Below are 24,436 nucleotides of genomic sequence, written 5' to 3'. Positions count from 1 at the left end.
AAATTCCAAATTCCAGCAAACAAAAAGAAAATAAAAACAGGACAGATGAGGTGGTTTTCATGTCAAAGCTAGTGATCGTTGAATCACCGGCCAAGGCCAAGACAATTAAGAAATTTTTAGGCTCGGGTTACGACGTGATCGCGTCCATGGGACATGTACGCGATTTATCGGAAAACCGTTTGAGCGTTGACGTAAAAAACGATTTTAAACCGAAGTATGAAATTATCAAGGGAAAGGAGAAGCTGGTTCAGGAGCTGAAGGACAAAGCGGAAAAAAGCGAAGGCGTCCTGCTCGCGACCGACCCCGACCGCGAAGGAGAGGCGATATCCTGGCATCTGGCGTACATCCTCGGTCTTGATACCGAAAAGGACAACCGTATCACCTTTAATGAAATTACGAAAACGGGCGTTACCAAAGGAATGGAGAACCCCCGCAGTATCGATATCGACCTTGTCAACGCACAGCAGGCCCGCCGTATCCTGGACCGCCTTGTGGGCTATAAGCTGAGCCCGTTCCTGTCGCAGAAAATCCGCAGGGGCCTTTCCGCCGGGCGCGTTCAGTCCGTCGCGGTGCGCATTATCGTGGACCGCGAGGAGGAAATCCGCGCTTTCGTACCCGAAGAGTACTGGACGATCGACGCAAAATTCGTCCCGCACGGTGCCCGCCGGGTCTTCGGCGCAACCTTTTACGGCGACATCAATGGAAAAATCAAAATTTCAGATAAGGAACAGACCGACAAGATCCTTGCGGAGCTGGAGAACGCGGAATACCGCATTGTCAAGCTGAAAAAAGGCACGCGCAAAAAATCGCCCGCGCCGCCGTTTATTACCTCCACCCTTCAGCAGGAGGCTTCCCGCAGGCTGGGCTTTCAGGCCCGCCGTACCATGAAGGCCGCGCAGGAGCTGTATGAAGGTATTGAAATCAACGAAATGGGCGCCGTCGGTCTGATTACTTACATGAGAACGGATTCGCTCCGTATTTCCGAAGACGCGATCAAGGATGCGGGCGACTATATTCTGGAGCGCTGGGGCAAAAAATATCTGCCCGACACGCCGCGCCATTTTAAAACAAAAGCCGGCGCGCAGGACGGCCACGAGGCCATCCGTCCGTCCATGCCGGGGCTTTCTCCGGACAAGGTGAAGGACAGCCTGACGAGCGACCAGTATAAGCTGTATAAGCTGATCTGGGAACGTTTCATCGCCTGCCAGATGGCCAACTGCCTGCAGAGTACCACGCAGGCCGATATTCAGGCAAAGGACTATATTTTCAAGGCCTCCGGCTACACCGTCACCTTTGACGGCTTTACCGTACTCTACGAAGAGGGCAGGGATGAGGAAGCGGAACGGGAAGGCTCTCTGCCGGTGCTGGAAAAGGATATGCTGCTCAAGCTGAAAGAAATCGCGGGCAACCAGCATTTTACACAGCCGCCCCCGCGCTATACGGAGGCTTCCCTCATCAAGGCGCTGGAGGAAAACGGAATCGGACGTCCGTCCACCTATGCCGCGACCATATCGACGATCACGGGCCGCGAATATGTGGCGCGCGAGGCCAAAGCCCTGAAACCGACGGAGCTGGGAGAGGTCGCGACCAAGCTGATGCGGGAGAAGTTCCCGAAAATCGTCAATATCAAATTTACCGCGCAGGTGGAAAACGATCTGGACAGCGTCCAGAGCGGAAAGACCGACTGGATTCAGACGCTCCATGATTTTTACGGGGATTTCGACAAGACGCTCAAGCAGGCCAAAGAGGATATGCAGGGCGTAAAGATACAGCTCAAAGAGGACGAAACCGATATTATCTGCGAAAAATGCGGCCGCAGAATGGTCATTAAGACCGGCCGCTACGGTAAATTTATCGCCTGCCCGGGATATCCCGAGTGCAAGAATATCAAGAAGCTGGTACAGGAAACCGGAGCGGAATGCCCCAAGTGCGGCGGCAAGGTCATTGTGAAAAAATCCAAAAAGGGCCGGATTTTTTACGGATGCTCCGAGTACCCCAAGTGCGACTTCATCTCCTGGGACGAACCGAGTACGGAAAAATGCCCGCGCTGCGGCAAGACCCTGCTGAAAAAGAAGGGGAAGCATCCGAAATACTACTGCATTACGCCCGACTGCGGCTACGAGAAAACGGAGGAAGAATGAGTATCAGGGTCATCGGCGCGGGTCTGGCCGGCTGTGAGGCCGCGTGGCAGATCGCCCGGACGGGAACCGAGGTCGAGCTTTACGAAATGAAGCCGTCCCGGTATTCCCCGGCGCACCACAGCCCGGATTTTGCCGAGCTGATCTGTTCCAACTCCCTGAAAGCGGAGCGCGTGGAAAGCGCCGCCGGACTTTTGAAAGAGGAAATGAGGCGGCTTCATTCCCTGCTGATGCAGTGCGCGGACGGCTGCCGGGTACCGGCGGGCGGTGCGCTCGCGGTTGACCGGGATCGGTTCTCACAGGCCGTCACGCAAAAAATATCCGCTCACCCGTTGATTCATATCCACCGTGAGGAAATCACCGAAATACCGCGGGACGGAATCGCCGTGATCGCGACAGGCCCCCTTACCGCGGACGCGCTTGCCGCGGAAATCGCCGCTCTCTGCGGCGGAAGCCTCAGTTTCTTTGACGCCGCCGCGCCGATCGTGTCCGCGGAAAGCCTGAACAGGGACAGAATCTTTGCCGCGTCCCGGTATGATAAGGGAGGGGACGACGCATACCTGAACTGTCCGATGGACAAAGAGGAGTACGAGCGCTTTTACGGCGCTCTGGTTTCTGCCGAGCGCGCGCCCGTACACGATTTCGACGTCGCGGACCCGAAGGTGTACGAGGGCTGTATGCCGGTGGAGGTAATGGCGCAGCGCGGGGCGGAAACCCTGCGCTTCGGCCCGCTCAAGCCGGTCGGCCTGCGCGATCCGCATACGGGCCACCGCCCGTGGGCGGTCGTACAGCTGAGGCGGGAGGACAGTCAGGGAACGCTGTACAATCTGGTGGGCTTTCAGACCAATCTGAAGTTCGGGGAACAGAAGCGCGTGTTCGGGATGATCCCGGGCCTTGAAAACGCTGAATATTTCCGTTACGGCGTCATGCACCGCAATACCTTCCTGAATTCGCCCAGGGTGCTTTCCGCCGACTACAGCCTGCGCGAACGGCCCGGCCTCTTTTTCGCCGGTCAGATTACCGGCGTGGAGGGATACATGGAATCCGCTTCCTCCGGCATCATGGCGGGAATCAACGCCGTGCGCCGCCTGAACGGGCAGGATACGCTGGTTCTGCCGGACACGACCATGATCGGCGCGCTGAGCCGCTATGCGGCGTACGGCAGTGAAACCGATTTTCAGCCCATGGGGGCCAACTTCGGCGTGATCCCGCCGCTCGAGCCGCATATCCGCGACAAAAGGGAGCGATACGCCGCCTTTTCAGCCCGTTCCCTGCAGGAATTGAAAAAGATCATGGCGGAAAATCAACTGGAATGAATGTCAAAAACAGAGGTGTTTCAAATGAAAATAATCGTTGATGCATTCGGAGGCGACAACGCCCCCCTCGAAATTCTGAAAGGCTGCGCACAGGCCGTCGCGGAGCTGGACGTCGATATTCTGCTGACCGGGCGGGAGGAGGAAATCCGCCGGGTGGCGAAGGAGAATGAGATTTCCCTGAACCGCATGCAGATTATCGACGTGCCGGATGTGATTACTATGGAAGAGCACGCCGGGGAAATCATGAAATCGAAATCCAATTCCTCGATGGCGGAAGCCCTGCGCCGTCTGGCCGCGGGGGAAGGCGACGCCTGTATTTCCGCGGGCAACAGCGGAGCATTGGTAGTCGGCGCGACCCTGATCGTCAAAAGGATCAAGGGAATCAAGCGCGTCGCCTTTGCGCCGGTCATGCCGAAAAGGGAAGGCTGCTTTATGTTGATCGACTCCGGCGCGAACGTGGACTGCAAGGCGGACATGCTCCGCCAGTTCGGCGTGATGGGCTCCGTTTACATGCAGAAGGTCATGAATATCGATCACCCGCGGGTCGCTCTTGCCAACATCGGCACGGAGGACCATAAGGGCGGCGACCTTCAGCACGAAGCGTTTGCCATGCTGAAAAGTTCCGGTCTGAACTTTGTCGGCAATGTTGAAGCGCGCGATATCCCGCTGGATGCCGGCGACGTGATTGTTGCGGACGGCTTTACCGGAAATTCGATTTTAAAAACATACGAGGGTGTAGCGATCCTGCTGATGGGTAAGCTAAAGGAGATCTTCACAAAAAATTCTCTGAATAAGCTTGCGGCGGCGATTGTTTTAAAGGATATCAAAACGCTCCGAAAGACAATGGATTACAACGAATACGGCGGCGCTCCGCTGATGGGCTGCGCCAAACCGGTGTTCAAGGCGCACGGCAGCGCAAAGGCAAAAACCTTCTATAACGCGCTCCGCCTGCTGAAATCCTATGTTTCCGGCGGCGTTGTCGACGAAATCGCAAACTCGATCGAGAACTATAAAAAGAATACCGCAAAAGAATCCGGCGATGAAGACGCAGCGGAATAAGGTGAGATTCGTTTTAACGGAGCGTGAGTTTATGAAAGAACTGGAAGACAAACTGGAGTATCATTTTAAAAATAAGCAGTATCTGAAAACGGCGCTGACCCATTCGTCCTATGCCAACGAAACACGGGTGCCGGGCGGCAGCAACGAGCGGCTGGAGTTCCTCGGGGACTCGATCCTGGGGCTGGTGGTGGCGGATTATCTGTTTAAGCAATTCCCCGATCTGCCGGAAGGCGATCTTACGAAAAAGCGGGCCGCGCTTGTCTGTGAAAAGGCCTGCTGCGGATTTTCCACCCAGCTGGAGGTCGGGAAGTTCCTGCTGTTAAGCCATGGGGAACAGAATTCAGGAGGCCGCACGCGTTCCTCCATCCTGGCCGACGCGTTCGAGTCCATTATTGCCGCGATCTATCTGGACGGCGGCATGGAGGAGGCCCGCAAATTTATCCTTCGCTTTGTCCTGCCCCTGCTGCAGACGGCAAGGCCGAAAGCCTTCAAGGATTATAAGACCGCCCTGCAGGAGATCATCCAGCAGAATCCGGAGGAACATCTGGAATATGTGCTGACGGGCGAAAGCGGACCCGACCACGACAAGCATTTTACCGTGGAGGTCCACTTGAACAGCAACGTGATCGGCAAGGGCGGCGGGCGCAGCAAAAAAGAGGCCGAGCAGCAGGCTGCCCGTGAAGCAATGGAGCTGATGGGTTATTGAAACACGCCAACGTAGCGATTTTCGTGCCCCACAACGGCTGCCCGCACCAGTGCAGCTTCTGCAACCAGCGCGCCATTACCGGCCGGCTGGCGCAGCCTTCTCCGCTGGAGGTGCAGAACGCGGCCGAGATCGCGAAAAACAGCCTGAGAGGGAATACGAAAAATGCCGAGATTGCCTTTTTCGGCGGCAGCTTTACCGCGATTGAGCCGGGCTATATGGTTTCCCTTCTGGAAGCGGCGAAGCCTTTTGTAAAAGACGGCACCTTTGCGGGAATCCGCATTTCCACAAGGCCGGACTGTATTGACGAAGAGATTTTGAAGCTGCTGAAAAAATACGGCGTTACCTCGATTGAGCTTGGGGCGCAGAGCATGGACGACCGTGTCCTTCGGCTGAACCGGCGGGGACATACCGCGGAGCAGGTCGCGGCGGCGTCGGAACTGATAAAATCCCACGGCTTTACGCTTGGGCTGCAGATGATGACCGGGCTTTACGGCGATACCGCCGAAGGCAGCGTGCTGACCGCGAAAAAGCTGGCCGCGCTCCACCCGGAAAACATGCGGATTTATCCGACCGTCATTATGCGGGGGACGGAACTGGGCGACCGATATCTCAGCGGAGAGTACCAAACGCTGAATCTGGAAGAAACCGTGCAGCTCTGCGCCGGACTGCTGGATTTCTTCGAGGATCAGGGCATCAGGGTCATCCGTCTGGGACTGCACAGCTCGCCGGAGCTGGAGCGGGACATGCTTGCCGGCCCGTGGCATCCGGCTTTCCGGGAGCTTTGCGAAAGCGCGCGCCTGCTTCGCCGAATTTCCGCGTACTTACGGCAAAATCCGCAGTTAAAAGACAGTATTATGATTAAGGTGAACCCGAAAACGGCATCAAAGGCTGCGGGGCAGAAAAAGTGCAATTTGGCCGCTCTTGCGCAGCTGGGTTACTGTGCAAAAATCGTACAGGACTCGGGCGTGGAGGAAAATTGCTTTACGATAGAATAATTGAGGTGAGAATATGCTGTTGAAGTCACTGGAAATTCAGGGGTTCAAGACATTTCCTGATAAGACAACTCTCAGCTTTGACCATGGCATCACGGCGGTCGTGGGCCCGAACGGAAGCGGAAAAAGCAATATCAGCGACGCTGTCCGCTGGGTTCTGGGCGAACAGTCCACCCGGGTGCTCCGCTGCACGAAAATGGAGGACGTTATTTTCAGCGGTACTCCCGTGCGCAAGGCACAGGGGTTTGCCGAGGTGACCCTGAACATTGACAATGCCCTTCGCCAGCTTCCGTTTGACGCCGACAACGTGGCGGTCACCCGCCGGTATTACCGCTCCGGGGACAGCGAATATTTGATCAATAAGGCCGCGGTGCGGCTGAAGGATATCAACGAGCTTTTTATGGACACCGGCCTTGGCCGCGACGGATACTCCATTATCGGACAGGGCAAGATCGACAGTATCGTGGCCGCCCGTTCGGAGGACCGCCGCGAAATTTTTGAAGAGGCCGCGGGAATTTCCCGCTTCCGTTACCGCAAGGAGGAATCCGAGCGCAGGCTGAATCAGGCCGAGGACAACCTCCTCCGCCTGAGGGATATTCTGACAGAGCTGCAGGACAGGGTCGGCCCGTTAAAGGAGCAATCCGAAAAGGCGCAGCAGTACCTTGCCTATGCCGCTGAAAAGCGTACGCTGGAAATCGGGCTCTGGCTCAATACGCTGGAAAAATCGGGCCGGGTCCTGCGCGAGCACGACGATAAAATTCTGATTGCCCGTGACCAGCATGAAACGGTGGAGCGGGAGCTTCAGGAAATAGACGAAAAGATCGAGCAGAATTTCAGGGAAGCCGGCGCCTGTACCGCAAAGGTGGATGAAATCCGCCAGGAGGCGGCAAGGCAGGAGGAAAACGCCGTCAAAAAAGACGGCGAAGCGTCGGTCCTGCAAAACGATATTCAGCACAACGAGGAAAATATCGGGCGTATCCGAAAGGAAATCGAGCAGAGCGCCGTTTCCAGTCAGGATATGGAAAAGGAAATCGACCAGAAAAAGGCTCAGATTCAGCAGAAAACAGAGTACATAAACGAGAAAAATCAACTGACTCAAACCTATACCGAACAATTGGAAGAACTCCGCCGGAGCATGAGCGAAACCACTGGGAAAATCGACGGATACACGCGGGAAATTGCGGAATGCGCCAATCAGGCGACGGAAGCAAAGGTCGCGGAGATGACGGCGGTTTCCTCCATCACCGAAATACAGCTTCGGCTTACCGATATTGCCCAGACCGTCCGCTCCAAAAACGCGCAGATGGAGCAGCTCCGGAAAGAGTCCGGCGATTACGCGCAAATGCTTTCCGATACCGACGAACGGATCGGCGCGCTGACCAACACGGCGAAGGGCTACGAGCTGCGGCTGAACACGCGCCGCCAGCGGATGGAAACAGTCAAGCAGCAGAGTGAAACGCTCCGTCTGGACGCACAGGAGCACGCGCGCAAAGCACACCTTCTGGAAGAGTTGGAGCGCAATCTGGAAGGCTTCTCCCACAGTGTCAAAATTGTGATGAAGGAAGCCGGGCGGGGGACCGTCAGCGGAATCCATGGGCCCGTTTCCCGACTGATCAAAGTGCCTTCCCAATACGCCGTCGCCATTGAAACGGCATTGGGCGCGGCCATGCAGAACATTGTCGTCGGCAATGAACAGGACGCCAAAAACGCGATCCGGTTGCTCAAACAGCGCGATTCCGGCCGGGCGACCTTTCTTCCCCTTACCACGATACGGGGAAATGTTCTGCAGGAAAACGGCCTTGACGACTGCCCCGGCTTCGTCGGCGTCGCGGGCCGCCTGTGCAGCTGTGATGAGAAATATAACGGGATACTGAATTCTCTTTTGGGGCGCATTGCCGTGGCGGAGGACCTGGACAGCGCCGTCGCGATCGCCAAGCGCTACAACTACCGGTTCCGTATTGTTACGCTGGACGGGCAGGTCGTCAACGCGGGCGGTTCGCTCACGGGCGGTTCTCTCGCCAGAAACTCCGGACTGCTCAGCCGCGCGTCGGAAATTGAGCGCATCCGGGCACAAGCCGCCGAGCTCCAGAAGAAAGCGGAAGCCGCCGCCGCGGCGCTGAAAACCGCTTCGGAAGAGGTTTCTTCCTGTGAAGCGGAGCTTGCCGCAGCCAAGGCGGAGCTTTCCTCCGCACAGGAGGAGCGCGTGAAAATCGATTCCGAGCACAGGCGCGCGCTTGCCGATCTGGCCACCGCCTCCCGCGACTGTGACGCTTTGAACGAGGAAAACAAAACGGCCGGCGCAAGGCTCAGCCTTCAAAGAGAAGCACAGCAGGCCGCGCAGGCCCGCTCAAAGGAGATTTCGGAAAAGCAGGCCGCTTTGCAGGCGGAGCTCAGTCAGATCAGCGGCAGCCGAACCGAGCTGAACCAGGCCAGCGACGAACTGGCCGCGCAGCTGCAGGAAATCCGCATGGCCTGTCTCTCGGCGCAGAAGGACATCGAGTCTCTGCGGGCGGGGATCGAGGACATTGAACGCAGAAAGCAGGACCACGAGGGCCGTACGGAAGCGCTGAACAAAGAGATCAATGCTGTTCAAACCGCCAGCGCAGCGCTGACCGTCCGTGTGGAGGAACTGAAAGAGCAGGCCGCCGCCCTTCGGGAAACCACGAAAAAATGCGGCGTGCAAATCGAAGAGCTGAACGCCAAACGGATGGAATATGAACGCCTCTCCGCGGAAATGCGCGCCAAGGAGCATGAAAAATCGGCGGAAAAAGAAAAAATAGGCCATGAGCTTGCCCGTCTGGAGGAACGCAAGGCCAACCTTCAGAAAGAGTATGATGAAATAATCAGCCGCTTATGGGAAGAATACGAACTGACACGCCGGGAAGCGGAAGAAACGGGCGCGAAAATAGAAAATCCGGCGCAGGCGCAGAAACGCCTGAACGAGCTGAAAAATAAGATCAAGGCGCTCGGCTCCGTCAATGTGGCCGCGGTCGAGGAATACAAGGAAGTTTCCGAACGCTACGAGTTTATGAAGGCCCAGATCGAAGACGTCGAAAAAAGCCGCGACGAGCTCAAAAAGCTGATCGGCGAGCTGACGCATCAGATGCGCGGCCTGTTTGTGGAACGCTTCGGGCAGATCAACGAAAATTTCAAGCAGACGTTCCGGGAACTGTTCGCGGGCGGTACCGCCGAGCTGGCGCTGAGCGCGCCGGACGATATTTTACATTCGGGCATCGATATCTCCGTACAGCCGCCGGGCAAAATCATCACGCATCTGGAGTCGCTCTCCGGCGGGGAAAAGGCGCTGGTGGCGATCGCCCTGTATTTTGCGATTATGAAGGTCAACCCGCCGCCGTTCTGTGTGCTCGACGAAATCGAAGCCGCGCTGGACGACGTGAACGTCGACCGGTTTGCCGCGTATCTGCGCCGCATGAATAAAAACACGCAGTTTATTGTGATCACGCACCGCCGCGGCAGCATGGAGGAATCGGATGTGCTTTACGGCGTCACCATGCAGGACGAGGGCATTTCCAAGCTGCTGGAGCTGCATGTGTCCGAAATTGAGGCCAAGCTTGGCATGAAGGAACAACATTGATGAAGGAGACAATCAAATGGGCTTATTCTCAAAGATAAAAGAGGGATTAAAAAAGACAAGGGATAAAATGAGCTCCTCCGTGGAGTCCATGCTCCGCTCCTTTACCTCCATCGACGAGGAGCTTTTTGAGGAGCTGGAAGAACTGCTCGTCATGGGCGACGTCGGCGTGCCCACCGCGGAGCATATTTGCGATACGCTCCGCAAAAAGGTTAAGGAAAAGGGCGTTACCGACCCTGAAGATATCTACGGGATGCTGCGCGAAACCGTTGCGGAAATGCTCCGCGGCGGCGAAAAACTGCAGATTTCCACCAAACCGTCCGTGATTCTGGTCATCGGCGTCAACGGCGTCGGCAAAACGACCACCATCGGGAAAATTGCGTCACGGTTAAAGGGCGAGGGGAAAAAGGTCGTTCTCGGCGCGGCGGATACCTTCCGTGCCGCCGCCGTGGAGCAGTTGGAGGTCTGGGCGCAGCGCTCCGGCGCCGAGCTGGTGAAGCAGCCGGAGGGCAGCGACCCCGCCTCCGTGGTATACGACGCGGTTGCCGCCGCCAAGGCCAGAGGAGCGGACGTGGTGATCTGCGACACGGCCGGACGGCTTCACAATAAAAAGAACCTGATGGACGAGCTTTCCAAAATCGGCCGCGTAATCGACCGGGAACTGCCGGACGCGGACAAAGAGGTGCTGCTGGTGCTCGACGCCACTACCGGCCAGAACGCCGTGAACCAGGCGCGTGAATTCCAGAACGCGGCCGGAATCACCGGCATCGTGCTGACCAAGCTGGACGGCACCGCGCGCGGCGGCGTAGTGCTCGCTATCCGCGAAAATCTGGGAATCCCGGTCAAATTCATCGGGGTGGGGGAGAAGGTCGACGACCTTCAGCCGTTCGATGCCGACGAATTTGCCGAGGCTTTATTTGCAAGGGAGAATCAGGAATGAAATTTGTCATGGCTACCCATAATCAAAAGAAGCTTCAGGAGCTTGAGCGCATTTTGATGCCGCTCCATATCTCCGTTTCGGCGCCCGATCTGCCGGAGGTAGAGGAAACGGGCACCACCTTTGCGGAAAACGCGTTTCTCAAAGCGGATTCTGCCTGCCGGGAAACGGGGCTGCCAGCCGTTGCGGACGATTCCGGCCTGATGGTGGACGCTCTGGGCGGAGCGCCGGGCGTGTATTCGGCCCGGTACGCAGGGGAAGACGCAACCGATCTTGACCGGATCCATAAGCTGCTGGACGCGATTAAGGAGGTTCCGCAGGAAAAGCGTACGGCGAAATTCGTCAGCGCCATCTGCTGTGTTTTCCCGGACGGAACCCGGATCACCGCACAGGGCGAATGCGCGGGAACCATTGCGTTCGCTCCCGAAGGGGAGGGCGGCTTCGGTTACGACCCGGTTTTTCTTGTCAACGGAAAATCCTTCGCCCAGCTGACCGCAGAGGAAAAGGATGAAATCAGCCACCGCGGCCGGGCGCTCAGGGCCTTCGTAGAAAAATTACGGAACAGGAAGGAAAAGAACGGATGATAACCAGTAAACAGCGCGCATTTCTCCGCTCCCTCGCGAACGATATTGATACGATTTTAATGGTGGGAAAATCCGGCGTCGGCCCGGATGTCGTCAAACAGGCGGACGACGCTCTGACCGCGCGGGAAATCCTGAAAGGGAAAGTATTGGAGACCTCTCCCGTCCCCGTCAGGGACACCGCCGAACGGATTGCCGCCGAGACGGGTTCGGAAGTCGTACAGGTCATCGGTTCCAAGTTTGTACTGTACCGCAGAAACGAAAAAGAACCGAAAATCACTCTTCCCAAAGCGGCAAAAAAGTAATATGATATGACATAAGGTGGAAATATGCAGAAAATTGCCGTATTCGGCGGCACCTTCAACCCCATTCACAACGGGCATATGCATCTGGCAAAGCGGTTTGCAAAGATGATCGGGGCGCAAAGGGTACTGCTGATTCCGACTTATCAGCCTCCGCACAAGCACGCGCCCAACCTTGCCCCCGGCAGGGACAGGCTTGCAATGTGCCGCCTTGCGTGCGAAGGGAATATTTTTGAAGTCAGCGACATAGAGCTGAAACGGAGGGGCCGCAGCTACACTGCGGACACTCTGCGGGAACTGAAAAAAAGAAATCCGGATTCCGAGCTTTACCTGATTACCGGCGAGGATATGTTCCTTACCCTGAAGCAATGGTACGAAGCGGAAACGATTTTTAGGCTGGCTGTTCTGTGCGCGGCCCCGCGCGGCGGCGACGGACTGCGTTCCCTTTTGGACTACGCTGAAATTCTGGAGAGGGAAGGGGCGAAGACCTTCATCCGGAATATTGAATATCTTCCTATTTCGTCAACAATGGTCCGCAATGCGGTTCGGGATGGAAAAAGCATCTCGGAGCTTGTCCCGCCGAAGGTTGCGGATTATATAGCGGAAAATAAGTTGTATTTGGAGCAGGAAAATGAATAAAATCGATTATGAGGCGATTATTAAGCCTTTTCTCAGCCAAAAACGGTATGATCATTCCCTTTGTGTCCGCGACGCTGCGGTGCGTCTTGCAAAAAAGTATGAGGCCAATGTGGAAAAAGCGGAAGTTGCCGGAATCCTTCACGATATTATGAAGGACGTTCCGCCCGAGGAACAGCTGAAAATGATGATGCGCTACGATATCATCCTGACCGATGTGGAGCGCAGCGCGCAGAAGCTTTGGCACGCAATGCTTGGGGAAGCTTATCTGGAAAAGGAACTGAAAATCGCCGACGCGGAGATTTTAAATGCCGTAAGATATCACACGACCGGGCGGGCTCACATGACCCTGCTCGACAAAATCATCTTTATCGCCGATTTTATTTCCGCGGACCGCGACTACGACGGCGTAGAGGCTTTGCGCAGGGCCGCCGACGTCAGCCTGGAACAGGCGATGATCGAAGGAATGGTTTACACCATTCAGGACCTGACAAAGGGCTGCCGCGCTATCCATCCCGATACGATCGCCGCTTATAATGAGGCGGTTCTGAAAAATAAATACAGTTAAAGGAAAGGTTGTTGTGTATGACGTCACTGGAACTGGCAAAGGAAACAGTTAAGATTTTGGATGAAAAGAAAGCCATGGACCTGAAGGCCATCGGCATTAAGGATATTTCCGTACTTGCGGATTATTTTGTTTTTTCGACCGGTACCAGCAGCACTCACGTCAAGTCGCTTGCGGAAGAGGTCGAGTTCAAGTTAAAGCAGCTCGGCGTCAGCCCGGAGCATGTTGACGGCTACCGTTCCAACTCCTGGGTGCTTCTGGACTACGGTAATGTCATGGTCCATATTTTTACGGCGGACGCGCGCGAATTTTACAATCTTGACCGTTTGTGGCAGGACGCGGAAAAAATCGATATTTCCGATATTGTAAAAGATTAATCAAAATATAGGAGCGAAGGAAAGATGAAATACGATCACAGGTCAATTGAGAAAAAATGGCAGGATAAATGGGAAGCGGCAGGTGTTTTCCATGCCTCCAACGCCAGCAGCAAGCCGAAATATTACACGCTGATAGAATTCCCTTATCCGTCCGGACAGGGGCTTCACGTCGGTCACCCGCGCTCCTACACGGCAATCGATATCGTTGCGCGCAAGCGCCGCCTGCAGGGCTACAACGTTCTTTATCCCATCGGCTGGGACGCGTTCGGCCTGCCCACGGAAAATTTCGCCATCAAGAACCATGTGCATCCGACGGAAGTGACGAAGAAAAATATCGCCCGCTTTAAGCAGCAGCTTCAGTCCCTCGGCATCTCCTTCGACTGGTCGCGGGAAATCAATACGACCGACCCCGATTATTATAAATGGACACAGTGGATTTTCCTTCAGCTGTTCAAGCACGGCCTTGCCTACAAGAAGGAAATGGCCGTCAACTGGTGCACTTCCTGCAAATGTGTGCTGGCCAACGAAGAAGTGGTCAACGGCGTCTGCGAGCGGTGCGGCAGCGAGGTCGTCCGCAAAGTCAAATCCCAGTGGATGCTTAAAATCACCGAGTATGCCCAGCGCCTGATCGACGACCTTGACCTTGTCGACTACCCCGACCGCGTCAAGGCGCAGCAGAAGAACTGGATCGGCCGCTCCACCGGCGCGGAGGTGGACTTCACCGCGACGACGGGGGACAAGCTCACCGTTTATACCACCCGGCCGGACACGCTTTACGGTGCGACTTACATGGTCGTTTCCCCGGAGCATCCCATGATCGAAAAATGGGCCGACAGGCTGAAAAATATCGACGAGGTGCGCGCTTACCAGAGCGAAGCCGCCAGAAAGTCCGACTTTGAGCGCACGGAGGTCGCCAAGGATAAAACCGGCGTCCGCCTTAATGGCGTAGCGGCTGTCAATCCCGTTACCGGAAAAGAGATTCCGATTTTCATTTCCGATTACGTGCTCGTTTCCTACGGTACGGGGGCCATCATGGCCGTTCCGGCGCACGATACCCGCGACTGGGAGTTTGCGAAGAAATTCGATCTGCCGATTATTGAAGTGGTCAAGGGCGGCGACGTGGAAAACGAAGCCTTTACCGACTGCGCGACCGGCATTATGGTGAATTCCGGGATTCTCGACGGCCTGACCGTGGACGAGGCCAAGAAAAAGATCACCGATTACTTAACGGAGAAGGGACTGGGGCACTCCAAAGTGAACTTTAAGCTGCGCGACTGGGTCTTTTCCCGTCAGCGCTACTGGGGCGAACCCATCCCGGTCGTTTACTGCGAGAAATGCGGCTATGTTCCGCTGCCGGAAAGCGAGCTTCCGCTGCGGCTGCCGGATGTCAAATCCTACGAGCCGACCGACACCGGCGAATCCCCGCTGGCGCACATGACGGACTGGGTAACGACTACCTGTCCGCACTGCGGCGGCGAAGCGAAGCGCGAAACGGACACCATGCCGCAGTGGGCCGGTTCCTCCTGGTACTTCCTGCGTTACATCGATCCCCACAACGACAACGCGCTTGCCAGCGAGGAAGCCCTGAAATACTGGACGCCGGTCGACTGGTACAACGGCGGAATGGAGCATACAACGCTTCATTTGCTCTATAGCCGCTTCTGGCATAAATTCCTTTACGACATCCATGTGGTACCTACGCCGGAGCCGTACGCTAAGCGCACCAGCCATGGCATGATCCTGGGCGAAAACGGCGAAAAGATGAGCAAATCCCGCGGCAACGTCGTCAACCCCGATGAAATTGTCAGCGAGTACGGCGCGGATACCATGCGCCTTTACGAGATGTTTATCGGCGATTTTGAGAAAGCCGCCCCGTGGAGCTCCGCGGGCATCAAGGGCTGCCGCCGCTTTGTGGAGCGCTACTGGAACCTTCAGAATATTCTCTGTGAAGAGAAGGGCGTCAGAAAGAGCCTTGAAATTTCCTTTAATAAGGCAATCAAAAAGGTCGGCGAGGATATTGAGGCGCTCAAATTCAATACCGCCATTGCCACGCTGATGGCGCTGATGAACGATATTGCCGACGCGGGCTCCATTACCAGGGATGAGCTCAAAGTTTTCACTGTTCTGCTCAATCCGTTTGCACCCCATGTAACGGAAGAGATGTGGGCGCTGATGAAGTTCAACGGCGCGATGGCCTGCCAGCAGGCGTGGCCGGAATACGACGAGGCGAAATGCACCGAGGACACCGTTGAAATTGTTGTCCAGGTCAACGGCAAAGTGCGCGCGCACCTGAGCGTCGCGGCGGATATCGCCAAGGATGCGGCGGTTGCGGCAGCCAAGGCCGACGAAAAGATTGCCGCCGAACTCGGCGGAAAAACCGTTGTCAAGGAGATTTATGTCCCCGGCAAGCTGGTCAATATCGTCGTAAAATAATAAATTAAAATCAGCAAACGGCACCGGTTTTACCGGTGCCGTTTATTTGTTTGTCTTACTATTTGTTCTGGAACAGAAATGGCATACTGTATAAAAAACCATGAATCGATTTATACAACATCACAAATTTTAAAAAGCTTGGGAAAAACTGTAACAAAACACGGTTTGAATCGTTATATCTATAGGAAAGAAAATGGACTTTCGTTATTCACTGTGTTCATTGTGTCGGATTTTCAGAGGGATAGCCGATCGGCATGAAATGTGCAGGCAAATCATACATTATGTTGGCAATACCGGATTAAGCAAAAGAAAGGTCGATAGAGTTGCAGAAGCTTTTAAAACAAAGGAATGCATCCGGTGAAAACAGTCCATCCGCTCTGGTACCGTTTGTATTGTTTGGGGTCGTGATGTTCAGTGTCAATATCATCCAGTTCAGCTATCGGGTCTATTCCCGTCAGGTATATTTGGCGCTGCTGTCGCTCCAAAAGCAAAGCGTCAAGTCGCCGGAGCTGGACAGTCTTTGGAAAACAATCGGCTATACGGCGACGGCCGTCGAGATCGGTTATTACCTCATTGGAATCGCCTTTTTTATCTGGATAGGATATCGGATGGTCTATTCCAGAATTCAGATTCATCAGGTGTTTCTGTATACCTTTCTGATGTATGCTTTTTCCATTTTGATTTTTCTGCCGCTGCAGATCAATTATCTGGAAGGGAATCTTCTGTCGCCTGTTTTTATTTCCTTTCTTCTTTCTTTTGTACAGATATTTCTTGCATGGACAAAATGCAGAAGAGAGAATTCCGTATTGGAGGAAACCAAAGATCAGCCCGTTTCCCGTCCTGCGGACGACCGAAAAACAGTGGGGTGGTAGTCGCATGAACAAAAAGTGTCACATTCTGCTTTTCGTGAAGCATATTTGCGAACCGGCTGTTTTTATACTGTTTACCATCGTCAACCTTTTCGTTCTGAAAGCGATGGATCAAGACCGTGTGTTTTATTTCCATCCCTATAGAACGATCATTGTACATATAATCATTCTGTTTCTATCCGGAATGTTTTTCAATGCGATTAACAAAAAACTGATCTTTCGCTTTGCTCTTTTTTATTTAGCAGTTTCTTTGCTGTGTATTGTGGCTATCATACTTCTGTATGTATTTTATGCGTCTCTGCCGCAGTTCTTCGTTCAGAATTTGAATACCATTCAATTGTTTCTGTCTATCTATTCCGGGGCAAATTTCCTTTCTGCTTTTTATGGAGAAAAATCCGAATTGGGAACGTAATCTGGTTTCCCGCTGCAAATCGGTTGTCAGGAAGCAATACCGGGCATTATCCGGAAACAAAAAACCAACCAAGGGGCTGATGCAAATTCTTTTGCAACAGCCCCTTGAAATTTTTATAAGGATGGATGTCTGCTTTTCTTTCTTGCCCAGGCACGAATCTGAGCCCTCTTTCCTACGGTATCATCTGAAAAACAGGTAATAGACAAAACACACCTGCATCGTAATAATCATCGGAATGCCAAACATAAATTTCTTATGCTGGGTTTTATGCCGGATCGCATACATGGTGAGCAGCATAGCGGGGGAGCCGCCGAGCGCCGCAATCAGGAACAGGGTGTTTTCCGGAACACGCCAAAGGTGTTTTTTCGCGTTGTGCTTGTCTGCTGCCGTTATGATGACCGCAATAAAATTAATAATAATTAAGTAGCAAACCCAATATATATAACTAGGCATGTCTTACGCCTCCGTCAAAGCAGTCTGGCGCCGCAGTTGGGGCAGTACCGGCTGTTGGGGTCCACCGCGTACCTGCAGCTCGGACAGGTTTTCCGGCTGGCGCCCTGTACAACATACATTCTCTCCGGATTGATTTCAGCCGCAGGGTCTTTTTCAATGCGCCTGCCCTCGTCTTTTGCCAGCTCGTATACGGTACCGCAGTTGGGGCAGGTGACGAAGTATCTTTTCCCGAAACGGAACAGCGGGATAAAGAAAAGCGTGAATTGCTGAAACGTATAGGTAACCGCCGCCATCGCGCCGCCGCCGGAACAGCAGGAGAAATAGCCGCATCTCCGCAGGCCAAGGTCGTGCGCGCCGCTGGTTACTCCGATAATGAAGAACACCACACCGCCCCCAATCAATGCATTTATTAAATTGTATCGTACACTATCCGGACAGTTCTGTCAAATAGATGGTTGTTGAAATTGAAAAAACGTCACAAAATGGGGGGAAAGCTACAATTGGAAAGGATGGGTTTCTATGGTAATCAAGCTTTTTAACCGGCACAGTATTTTTATCTGCGCCTGCATTCTGGCAGGAGTCATCGCACTTACTATGCTGGTCAATATCGGGCATAACCGGTTCAGCGAACAGTCCTCCTCGGCGCCCGGGGGGAATTCGGATTCCACGTCCGCTTCCGCGCCCGCCGCGACCGCCGCCGCAGTTCCGGCCTCCTCCGACGAAATGCGGGCGGTATGGGTGCCGTATATGAATCTGAATATGAGCAAGGAAGAGGATAAAAGCGAAAAGGGCTTTCAGAAAAAGTTCGACGCCATTGTTGCCGGGGCAAAAAACTGCGGGATGAATACGCTGATCGTCCACGTACGGCCGTTTGGGGACGCGCTGTATAAATCGGCCTATTTTCCGTGGAGCCATGTCGTCGGCGGAACACAGGGGGTGGACCCCGGCTACGATCCCCTCGCTTACATGGTTACGGCTTCCCACAAGGCAGGGCTGAAAATTCAGGCGTGGATCAATCCGCTGCGCATTCAGGTGTCCGGAACGCCGTCCATTCTGGCGCAGGGCAATCTTTACAATACATGGAAAAGCGACACTTCCAAGGCGGGCTGGGTCGTGGACAGCAACGGCGGTAAATACTACAATCCCGCCTATCCTCAGGTGCGCAAGCTGATTGCGGACGGCGCGAAGGAAATCGCGCAGAATTACGACGTCGACGGGATTCAGTTTGACGATTATTTCTATCCGACGCAGGACGGCTCGTTCGATAAGAGCGCCTACGACGCATACTGCGCCTCCGCTTCCAAAAGCGGCACGCCGCTCGGTCTGCTGGAGTGGCGGCGCGGCAACATCAATGCGATGGTTTCACAGGTCTACAGCGAAATCAAGTCGGTAAAGCCGAACCTGCCGTTTGGAATCGCCCCGCAGGGAAATGTGCAGAACGACATGAATATGGGCGCGGACGTCGCCTCCTGGTGCAGCGCGCAGGGGTATGTCGATTATATCTGCCCGCAGCTGTACGTCAACTTTGAAAATCCCGTTCTTCCGTTTGACACCGCCGCCCAAAGCTGGCGCAAAATGGTGGTGAACACAAACGTGAAACTGTACCTGGGTCTTGCCGTTTACAAAAGCGGCTCTGACGCCGACAGCGGCACCTGGAAAAAATCGAACAATATCCTGGCGCAGCAGGTGGAGGTCGGCCGGAAAACCTCCTGCGACGGGTTTATGTTTTATTCCTGGGATTATCTGAACAGCGACCAGACGAAGCAAGAGGTGCAGAACGTCATGAAGGTGCTGAATTCGTGACGCCCGGCTTTGGATGATTTACATCAAAGAAAAGCACTTTGAAACGGCTGTAAAAGCCAGTCAAAGTGCTTTTTGCTGTCATGTGGAAGCAATCGGCTGCCCGCTATTTTTTATTTCGGCAAGGCAGCAGTCGCTCAGGGCATCCGTAATGAGGGCGGGAACAATTTCCCCGCTCAGGCTTTTGCCGCTGTGCGCTTTGACCGGCGTGTAGTTTTCGGTGTAGCCCTCATAGACGTTCCTGTCGCATTCCCGCTCGAACAGCACCGGCTCGGTCAGTCCGATCTGTCTTTGGAAAAACGCTTCCTTGGTCTGCTGCGTCGCTTCGATCATCAGGCGGCTGCGCTGTTCCTTCACCGTCTGCGGAATCTGGTCGGGCGCGTCGTTGGCTTTTGTGCCGGGGCGGCGGGAATAGGCGAAAACATGAACCTTCGCGAAAGCGATTTCCCTGGCAAAGGCCAGCGATTCCTGAAACTCCTCTTCGGTTTCGCCGGGGAACCCCACCATAATGTCGGTGGTGATCGCCGCGTTTTCAAAGGCCGCGCGCAGGTTTTTTACAATCGTCCGGTACTCCTCCGTGCTGTAATGCCTGTTCATGCGCTTCAGCGTGGCGTCTGAGCCGCTTTGCAGGGACAGGTGGAATTGAGCGCAGAGCTTTTGCTGCCGGCTCAGACGGGCAATGACGTCCTCGCTCAGCTGCTCGGGCTCCAGGGAACCCAGCCGTACGCGCGCGACGGAATCCGGTTCACAGGCGGCTTCGACCGCATCGCAGAGATGCAGGCCGATCTCCTGCCCGTAAGCGGACAGGTTGATTCCGGTCAGAACGATTTCCCGGTATCCGTTCGCGGCGATTTCCGCGATTTCTTTTTTCAGCTCGTCCATCGGCTTGGAGCGTACCCGACCGCGCGCATAGGGGATAATGCAGTAGGAGCAGAAGCGGTTGCAGCCGTCCTCAATTTTAACAAAAGCGCGGGTGCGCTCAAAAAAGCTGCTCACGTTCATCGACTCAAAGCCCGGGGCCTTTTCATGGGGAACAATGTCTACAACGCGCTGACGCGAGGAAAGGTATTTCATGATGTCGGGCAGAAGCGCCGCACGGTTGGAATTGCCCAGCACAATGTCCGCGTCGTGCAGCCCGGCCGCCGCTTCGGGGAAGGCCTGGGGCATGCAGCCGGTCAGGACAAGGACCGCTCCGGGGTTCTTCCGCCTTGCCCGGTGGAGCGTCTGGCGCACCTTGTGGTCGCTCATGGAGGTGACGGTGCAAGAATTGATTAACACCACGTCGCTTTCCTCCGCGGCGTCGCATACGGTAAATCCCGCAGAGACAAGCTGAGCCAGCATTGCCTGTGATTCGTATTGGTTTACCTTGCATCCAAGGGTAATAACAGAGACTTTCATTTTTTCACCTTTTACAAATTTAGATATTTAAAATTACTTATTGACATAATGTATGGCTATATTAAATATTGAAAAAATTCCTTCCGTGCTATATCATGAGTAGTGAATTTTGTAATACGGAGGTATCTTATGTATACAACTTCTATTTTACTTTCCAGCATTGAGGCTGTCAAAAAGTTTGTAACGCTGACGAACAGCTATACCTTTCCGATTAACCTGACTACAGATAGATACAAAATTGACGCGAAATCAATTATGGGAGTATTTAGCCTGGATCTGTCCAAGCCGATTACGATCGAAGTTCCGGGTGAGGAAGGGAAAGAGTTTATCTCCCAGCTTGAACAGTTTAGACCGCAGACACAAAACTAAATTGATGGTAAGCAGTCCGGTGATCCGGACTGCTTTTTTTATTCCTGATATTTCTGCGCCAGATCGCTCCAGCGCTGAAACAACTCTTCGTTCTCTTTGGTCAGGCAGTCTATTTTTTCGGTGATTTCCATCGCCGCTTCGTAGTCGCTGGCCACTTCCGGTTTGGAGAGCTCTTCCTTTAAAACGGTGATTTCCGCTTCTAGCTCGTCAATCCTCGCTTCGCTGCGTTTCAGCTCCGCCTTTTCCTTCCGGATAGACGCGTCGCGTTCCTTCTGCAGCCGGTACTCGTTCGGTTTCACGGCGGCAGGCTCCGCTGTTTCCGCGGTCTTTGTGCGGCTTTTTTCAAGATAGCTGTCGTAGCCGCCGATAAATTCCTGCGCGCCGTCCCTGTCAAGATAATAGACCCGGTCGGCGATTTTATTGATCAGGTAGCGGTCGTGAGATACGATCAGCAGGGTGCCTTCGTAGCTCTGCAGTGCTGCCTCCAGCGCTTCGAGGGAGTCGATATCCAGATGGTTGGTAGGCTCGTCCAGCAAAAGGAAGTTGTCCATGGAAAGCATCAGACGGAGCAAAAGAACGCGCGCCCGCTCTCCGCCGCTTAAAGACTCCACGGCTTTGAACACATCGTCGCCCTTGAATAAAAAGACGGCCAGCGCGTTTCGGATATCAGTCTGGGTCATTTTCGGGTAGGAATCCCAGATTTCGTGGATCACGGTTTTTTCCGGATGCAGGCCCGCCTGAATCTGGTCGTAATAGCCGACGTCGATTCCCGCGCCGAAACGGAATTCGCCGCCGGAGGGGGTGTTGATCCCCAGAAGCGTCTTTAGAAGGGATGTCTTTCCGCAGCCGTTCGGCCCGATCAGAAAAATTCTTTCGCCCCGGTGGATTTCAAGATTCACATTCTGAAACAGCAGTTTGCCGTCGAATTGCAGGGCAAGGTTTTCGGTGCTCAGGACATCGTTTCCGCCCCGCTGGCGGATACCGAAATCAAAATGGATGCCGTCCGGTTTTTCATCCGGCTTTTCCAGCGTTTTTTCCAGCCGTTCGATCACCTTCATTTTGCTTTCCGCGGTCCGGATGCTCCGTTCCTTGTTCCATTGCCGCTGCTGCGCCACGATTCCCTCAATGCGCTTGATTTCCTTCTGGGTATTGTCGTACTTGCGCTGCGCCGCCAGATTGTTTTCGTCTTTCTGGGCAAGATAGGTGCTGTAATTGCCCTTGTACGGCATTAGGCGGCCGTTTTCCATTTCAAAGGTACGGTTGGTCACTTTGTCCAGAAAATACCGGTCATGGGAGATGACCACGAAGGAGCCGCCGTAGGAACGCAGAAAATCTTCCAGCCATTCCACGGAGGAGATATCCAAATGGTTGGTCGGTTCGTCCAGCAGCAGCAGGTTGGCGCCGCACAGCAGCATTTTCGCCAGTTGCAGCTTCGCCTTCTGCCCGCCGCTCAGCACGGCGATCGGCAGCCCCATCTGCTCGTCGTCGAAACCGAGTCCCAGCAGCGCGGAGCGCGCCCTGCTTTTACAGGTCAGCCCGCCCTGTGCGACAAAGCGGTCGTTCATTGCGGCCTGCTTTTCTATCAGCCGGTCAATGTCCTTCGGTTTTGTCTGCAGCTGCAGATTGATGCTTTCCAGTTCCTTTTCCATTTCCAAAAGTCCGGAAAATACGGTCAGCACCTCGCTGTAGGCGCTTCTTTCCAGATCGCGGCAGACATGCTGTTCCATATAGCCCAGAACGGTCGAATTCGCCTTGAAAATATCGCCGCCGTCCGGCTGCGTTTCGCCGGTCAGCAGCTTGAGCAGAGTGGTCTTGCCCGAGCCGTTGATCCCCACAAGCCCTATGCGGTCGTTTTCCTGTATCTCAAAAGAGACGCCGCTGAAAATCACATCGGCGCCGAAGGATTTATTCAAATTGCTTGCGCTCAGCAAACCCATAGCAGTAAAAACCCCTTATATGTAAAGTGCGGAGCGTTCGGGCCCCGCTCCCATATTATAATGAAATAGCGCGGTTAAATCAAGTTCTTCAAAGATGCTTCTTCAATTCGTCAATATTTTTCTGCTCATTGATGATATAATCTTCCGCCAGCTTCTTTACTTCGGTGTCGGCGCCGTCGAGCCGGTTCAGGTTTTTGGTGATGTCTTTGATTCCCATGGCGGTGCCGTTAATCATCAGCTTGGCTATGTGCGACGGGGTCTGGTTCATCATCGTGTTGATCTGGATGGACCCGCGCAGCATTGCCTTCTGCATCGTCTTTTCCGGCTTCGGCATCCTTCCGTCGGTGTGAAGCATCTGCTTTGCTTTCGCGCCCATATCCTGATAGCGCAAAGCATGATCCTCTATTTCGGTGCGCAGCTGCGGATTTTGAACCTTGGGAATGATCAGCTGAGTCGCTTCCAGCCCCATTTTTGTTGCCTGATAGATTTCTTCCAGCAAAGATGCGTTTTCGTTTATCATGATTTCTTCTCCCGCTTTCTTTTAGGCCAGGCTGCCGATCAGGTCATGCAGCCGTAAAATTGCTTTACAGATTTTCGACGGTCCGGGCCTTGTTAAGGAATTTGTTTTTTCCGGCAATATTATAGAATATCCAGCCGTGCATTGATTAATCTGGACATTTTTCTTCCGTCGGGATATAATCTTAAAAAAGGGGTGATACTATGCGTTCCGGCATCTCAACGGCCTGCCTTTATCCCATGGAACTGGAGCAGGCTCTTCCGGCATTAATCGCGCTTGACTTCCACCTTTTTGAGGTGTTTATCAATACAATCAGCGAATTAAGACCGAAATATATCAAAGAATTAAAAAGAATGGCGGATGACAGCGGAAGTATCGTAAAGTCCGTTCATCCGTTCACCTCCGGCTTTGAAAGCTTCCTTCTTTTTTCGGATTACCAGCGCCGTTCCGACGACGGTTTGGAGTTCTATAAACGGTACTTTCACGCCGCGAACCTTCTGGGCGCGGAAATTCTGGTGCTTCACGGCCAGCGCAACGACAAACGCAGCAGAATCACCGAGCAGGAATATTTTGAGCATTACGCGCGGCTCTATGCGCTGGGAAAAACGTTCGGCGTCACGGTGGCGCAGGAGAATGTCAATCTGTTCCGCAGCAACGAGCCTGGGTTTATCTCGAGAATGCGGGAATATCTGCACGAGGACTGTGCGTTTGTGCTGGATGTCAAGCAGGCGGTGCGCGGAGGGGAGGATCCCTTTCAGATGTGCGCGGCGATGGGGGAAAGGCTGGTCCATGTCCATATTAACGACAACAAACCGGGGGAGGACTGCCTTTTGCCCGGCAGCGGAACCATGAATTTCGGCGCACTGAAACAGCTGATGCGGAAATCCGGCTACAAAGGGGACCTGGTTATCGAGGTCTACCGGCGCAATTTTGGCGAACTGAACGAATTGACAGGCGCAAAAAAAGTCGTAGATGGTCTAATTTACTAATATTTTGTTTCATAAACGCTTGCTAATGGCTGAAAAAATATGCTATAATTATACAAAT

Annotated in this window: 22 protein-coding genes; 17 read left to right on the top strand and 5 right to left on the bottom strand. The window is 54.0% G+C overall.

Translation table 11 applies throughout. The features are described 5' to 3' along the window. Nucleotides 1–59 precede the first annotated feature (59 nt). From topA to ACRQU7_RS11240, 14 genes are all read left to right on the top strand, one after another. A complete protein-coding gene (gene topA / locus ACRQU7_RS11305) occupies nucleotides 60–2,141 on the top strand; it encodes a type I DNA topoisomerase (protein WP_038324611.1) in 2,082 nt (693 codons plus the stop codon). Next, the gene (trmFO, locus tag ACRQU7_RS11300) at nucleotides 2,138–3,454 is read left to right on the top strand and encodes a methylenetetrahydrofolate--tRNA-(uracil(54)-C(5))-methyltransferase (FADH(2)-oxidizing) TrmFO (RefSeq protein WP_444640927.1); all 1,317 of its coding nucleotides are present in this window, start codon (nucleotides 2,138–2,140) and stop codon (nucleotides 3,452–3,454) included. The genes topA and trmFO overlap by 4 nt, the downstream gene beginning before the upstream one ends. A gap of 24 nt (nucleotides 3,455–3,478) precedes the next feature. Beyond that, the gene (plsX, locus tag ACRQU7_RS11295; RefSeq protein ID WP_141825374.1) at nucleotides 3,479–4,513 is read left to right on the top strand and encodes a phosphate acyltransferase PlsX; all 1,035 of its coding nucleotides are present in this window, start codon (nucleotides 3,479–3,481) and stop codon (nucleotides 4,511–4,513) included. Nucleotides 4,514–4,544: 31 nt separating this feature from the next. After that, entirely contained in the window at nucleotides 4,545–5,219 is a 675-nt protein-coding gene (gene rnc / locus ACRQU7_RS11290) for a ribonuclease III (protein ID WP_038324627.1), read from the top strand. After that, nucleotides 5,216–6,214, top strand: coding sequence for an elongator complex protein 3 (locus ACRQU7_RS11285; RefSeq protein WP_444640924.1), 999 nt, complete (start codon nucleotides 5,216–5,218; stop codon nucleotides 6,212–6,214). Before rnc ends, ACRQU7_RS11285 begins: the two co-directional genes overlap by 4 nt. A gap of 13 nt (nucleotides 6,215–6,227) precedes the next feature. After that, complete coding sequence (gene smc, locus ACRQU7_RS11280; RefSeq protein ID WP_444640922.1) at nucleotides 6,228–9,806, top strand: chromosome segregation protein SMC; 3,579 nt, start codon at nucleotides 6,228–6,230, stop codon at nucleotides 9,804–9,806. A gap of 16 nt (nucleotides 9,807–9,822) precedes the next feature. Next, complete coding sequence (gene ftsY, locus ACRQU7_RS11275; protein WP_444640920.1) at nucleotides 9,823–10,743, top strand: signal recognition particle-docking protein FtsY; 921 nt, start codon at nucleotides 9,823–9,825, stop codon at nucleotides 10,741–10,743. Then, entirely contained in the window at nucleotides 10,740–11,324 is a 585-nt protein-coding gene (rdgB, locus tag ACRQU7_RS11270; RefSeq protein WP_444640918.1) for an RdgB/HAM1 family non-canonical purine NTP pyrophosphatase, read from the top strand. The genes ftsY and rdgB overlap by 4 nt, the downstream gene beginning before the upstream one ends. Then, entirely contained in the window at nucleotides 11,321–11,626 is a 306-nt protein-coding gene (locus tag ACRQU7_RS11265) for a YhbY family RNA-binding protein (RefSeq protein ID WP_038324602.1), read from the top strand. Before rdgB ends, ACRQU7_RS11265 begins: the two co-directional genes overlap by 4 nt. A gap of 24 nt (nucleotides 11,627–11,650) precedes the next feature. Further along, nucleotides 11,651–12,262, top strand: a complete 612-nt coding sequence (gene nadD, locus ACRQU7_RS11260; protein ID WP_444640916.1) for a nicotinate (nicotinamide) nucleotide adenylyltransferase — start codon at nucleotides 11,651–11,653, stop codon at nucleotides 12,260–12,262. Further along, on the top strand, nucleotides 12,255–12,827 hold the full coding sequence (gene yqeK, locus ACRQU7_RS11255) for a bis(5'-nucleosyl)-tetraphosphatase (symmetrical) YqeK (RefSeq protein ID WP_141825367.1): 573 nt from the start codon (nucleotides 12,255–12,257) through the stop codon (nucleotides 12,825–12,827). The genes nadD and yqeK overlap by 8 nt, the downstream gene beginning before the upstream one ends. Nucleotides 12,828–12,844: 17 nt before the next feature. Continuing rightward, nucleotides 12,845–13,201, top strand: a complete 357-nt coding sequence (gene rsfS, locus ACRQU7_RS11250) for a ribosome silencing factor (RefSeq protein ID WP_038324597.1) — start codon at nucleotides 12,845–12,847, stop codon at nucleotides 13,199–13,201. Between the two features lie 24 nt (nucleotides 13,202–13,225). Continuing rightward, entirely contained in the window at nucleotides 13,226–15,634 is a 2,409-nt protein-coding gene (leuS, locus tag ACRQU7_RS11245) for a leucine--tRNA ligase (RefSeq protein ID WP_444640913.1), read from the top strand. A gap of 323 nt (nucleotides 15,635–15,957) precedes the next feature. Further along, on the top strand, nucleotides 15,958–16,506 hold the full coding sequence (locus ACRQU7_RS11240; RefSeq protein WP_444640911.1) for a hypothetical protein: 549 nt from the start codon (nucleotides 15,958–15,960) through the stop codon (nucleotides 16,504–16,506). Between the two features lie 589 nt (nucleotides 16,507–17,095). On the opposite strand, the gene ACRQU7_RS11235 is transcribed toward ACRQU7_RS11240, so the two are convergent. Together ACRQU7_RS11235 and ACRQU7_RS11230 are read right to left on the bottom strand one after the other, a co-directional pair. Then, nucleotides 17,096–17,368 carry a DUF1294 domain-containing protein gene (locus ACRQU7_RS11235; RefSeq protein WP_038324592.1) on the bottom strand — a complete coding sequence of 91 codons (273 nt, stop codon included), beginning with the start codon at nucleotides 17,366–17,368 and terminating at the stop codon, nucleotides 17,096–17,098. A gap of 14 nt (nucleotides 17,369–17,382) precedes the next feature. Then, nucleotides 17,383–17,751: a zinc ribbon domain-containing protein gene (locus ACRQU7_RS11230; protein ID WP_444640909.1), complete on the bottom strand. Its 369-nt coding sequence runs from the start codon at nucleotides 17,749–17,751 to the stop codon at nucleotides 17,383–17,385. 136 nt (nucleotides 17,752–17,887) lie between these two features. Here ACRQU7_RS11230 and ACRQU7_RS11225 point away from each other — a divergent pair, with 136 nt between their 5' ends. Further along, nucleotides 17,888–19,171, top strand: coding sequence for a glycoside hydrolase family 10 protein (locus ACRQU7_RS11225; RefSeq protein WP_444640907.1), 1,284 nt, complete (start codon nucleotides 17,888–17,890; stop codon nucleotides 19,169–19,171). A 78-nt stretch (nucleotides 19,172–19,249) separates the two neighbouring features. Here the strand turns inward: ACRQU7_RS11225 and mtaB are convergent, their stop codons facing one another. Next, the gene (gene mtaB, locus ACRQU7_RS11220; protein WP_444640905.1) at nucleotides 19,250–20,566 is read right to left on the bottom strand and encodes a tRNA (N(6)-L-threonylcarbamoyladenosine(37)-C(2))-methylthiotransferase MtaB; all 1,317 of its coding nucleotides are present in this window, start codon (nucleotides 20,564–20,566) and stop codon (nucleotides 19,250–19,252) included. 129 nt (nucleotides 20,567–20,695) lie between these two features. Here mtaB and ACRQU7_RS11215 point away from each other — a divergent pair, with 129 nt between their 5' ends. Beyond that, on the top strand, nucleotides 20,696–20,935 hold the full coding sequence (locus tag ACRQU7_RS11215; RefSeq protein ID WP_038324589.1) for an HPr family phosphocarrier protein: 240 nt from the start codon (nucleotides 20,696–20,698) through the stop codon (nucleotides 20,933–20,935). Between the two features lie 38 nt (nucleotides 20,936–20,973). Here ACRQU7_RS11215 and ACRQU7_RS11210 read toward each other — a convergent pair whose 3' ends face one another. Both ACRQU7_RS11210 and ACRQU7_RS11205 read right to left on the bottom strand, forming a co-directional pair. Next, nucleotides 20,974–22,872 (bottom strand): ABC-F family ATP-binding cassette domain-containing protein, encoded by a 1,899-nt coding sequence (locus ACRQU7_RS11210; protein WP_444640903.1) that lies wholly within the window; start codon nucleotides 22,870–22,872, stop codon nucleotides 20,974–20,976. An 88-nt stretch (nucleotides 22,873–22,960) separates the two neighbouring features. Then, nucleotides 22,961–23,392, bottom strand: a complete 432-nt coding sequence (locus ACRQU7_RS11205) for a hypothetical protein (protein ID WP_141397600.1) — start codon at nucleotides 23,390–23,392, stop codon at nucleotides 22,961–22,963. 200 nt (nucleotides 23,393–23,592) lie between these two features. Between ACRQU7_RS11205 and ACRQU7_RS11200 the strand changes: the two genes are divergently transcribed. Then, entirely contained in the window at nucleotides 23,593–24,378 is a 786-nt protein-coding gene (locus tag ACRQU7_RS11200) for a sugar phosphate isomerase/epimerase family protein (RefSeq protein ID WP_444640900.1), read from the top strand. Nucleotides 24,379–24,436: the final 58 nt, after the last annotated feature.

The organism is Caproiciproducens puteiluti (assembly GCF_052442865.1).
Lineage (GTDB): Bacteria > Bacillota > Clostridia > Oscillospirales > Acutalibacteraceae > Caproiciproducens.
This window is presented reverse-complemented; position numbering and strand designations above follow the sequence as displayed.

Coding starts and splice junctions, on each gene's coding strand:
- ACRQU7_RS11210 (WP_444640903.1), bottom strand. CDS start 22,872: ATGGGTTTGCTGAGCGCAAGCAATTTGAATAAATCCTTCGGCGCCGAT.
- rsfS (WP_038324597.1), top strand. CDS start 12,845: ATGACGTCACTGGAACTGGCAAAGGAAACAGTTAAGATTTTGGATGAA.
- ACRQU7_RS11265 (WP_038324602.1), top strand. CDS start 11,321: ATGATAACCAGTAAACAGCGCGCATTTCTCCGCTCCCTCGCGAACGAT.
- ACRQU7_RS11225 (WP_444640907.1), top strand. CDS start 17,888: ATGGTAATCAAGCTTTTTAACCGGCACAGTATTTTTATCTGCGCCTGC.
- nadD (WP_444640916.1), top strand. CDS start 11,651: ATGCAGAAAATTGCCGTATTCGGCGGCACCTTCAACCCCATTCACAAC.
- trmFO (WP_444640927.1), top strand. CDS start 2,138: ATGAGTATCAGGGTCATCGGCGCGGGTCTGGCCGGCTGTGAGGCCGCG.
- mtaB (WP_444640905.1), bottom strand. CDS start 20,566: ATGAAAGTCTCTGTTATTACCCTTGGATGCAAGGTAAACCAATACGAA.
- yqeK (WP_141825367.1), top strand. CDS start 12,255: ATGAATAAAATCGATTATGAGGCGATTATTAAGCCTTTTCTCAGCCAA.
- ftsY (WP_444640920.1), top strand. CDS start 9,823: ATGGGCTTATTCTCAAAGATAAAAGAGGGATTAAAAAAGACAAGGGAT.
- ACRQU7_RS11200 (WP_444640900.1), top strand. CDS start 23,593: ATGCGTTCCGGCATCTCAACGGCCTGCCTTTATCCCATGGAACTGGAG.
- rdgB (WP_444640918.1), top strand. CDS start 10,740: ATGAAATTTGTCATGGCTACCCATAATCAAAAGAAGCTTCAGGAGCTT.
- plsX (WP_141825374.1), top strand. CDS start 3,479: ATGAAAATAATCGTTGATGCATTCGGAGGCGACAACGCCCCCCTCGAA.
- ACRQU7_RS11235 (WP_038324592.1), bottom strand. CDS start 17,368: ATGCCTAGTTATATATATTGGGTTTGCTACTTAATTATTATTAATTTT.
- ACRQU7_RS11205 (WP_141397600.1), bottom strand. CDS start 23,392: ATGATAAACGAAAACGCATCTTTGCTGGAAGAAATCTATCAGGCAACA.
- topA (WP_038324611.1), top strand. CDS start 60: ATGTCAAAGCTAGTGATCGTTGAATCACCGGCCAAGGCCAAGACAATT.
- leuS (WP_444640913.1), top strand. CDS start 13,226: ATGAAATACGATCACAGGTCAATTGAGAAAAAATGGCAGGATAAATGG.
- smc (WP_444640922.1), top strand. CDS start 6,228: ATGCTGTTGAAGTCACTGGAAATTCAGGGGTTCAAGACATTTCCTGAT.
- ACRQU7_RS11215 (WP_038324589.1), top strand. CDS start 20,696: ATGTATACAACTTCTATTTTACTTTCCAGCATTGAGGCTGTCAAAAAG.
- rnc (WP_038324627.1), top strand. CDS start 4,545: ATGAAAGAACTGGAAGACAAACTGGAGTATCATTTTAAAAATAAGCAG.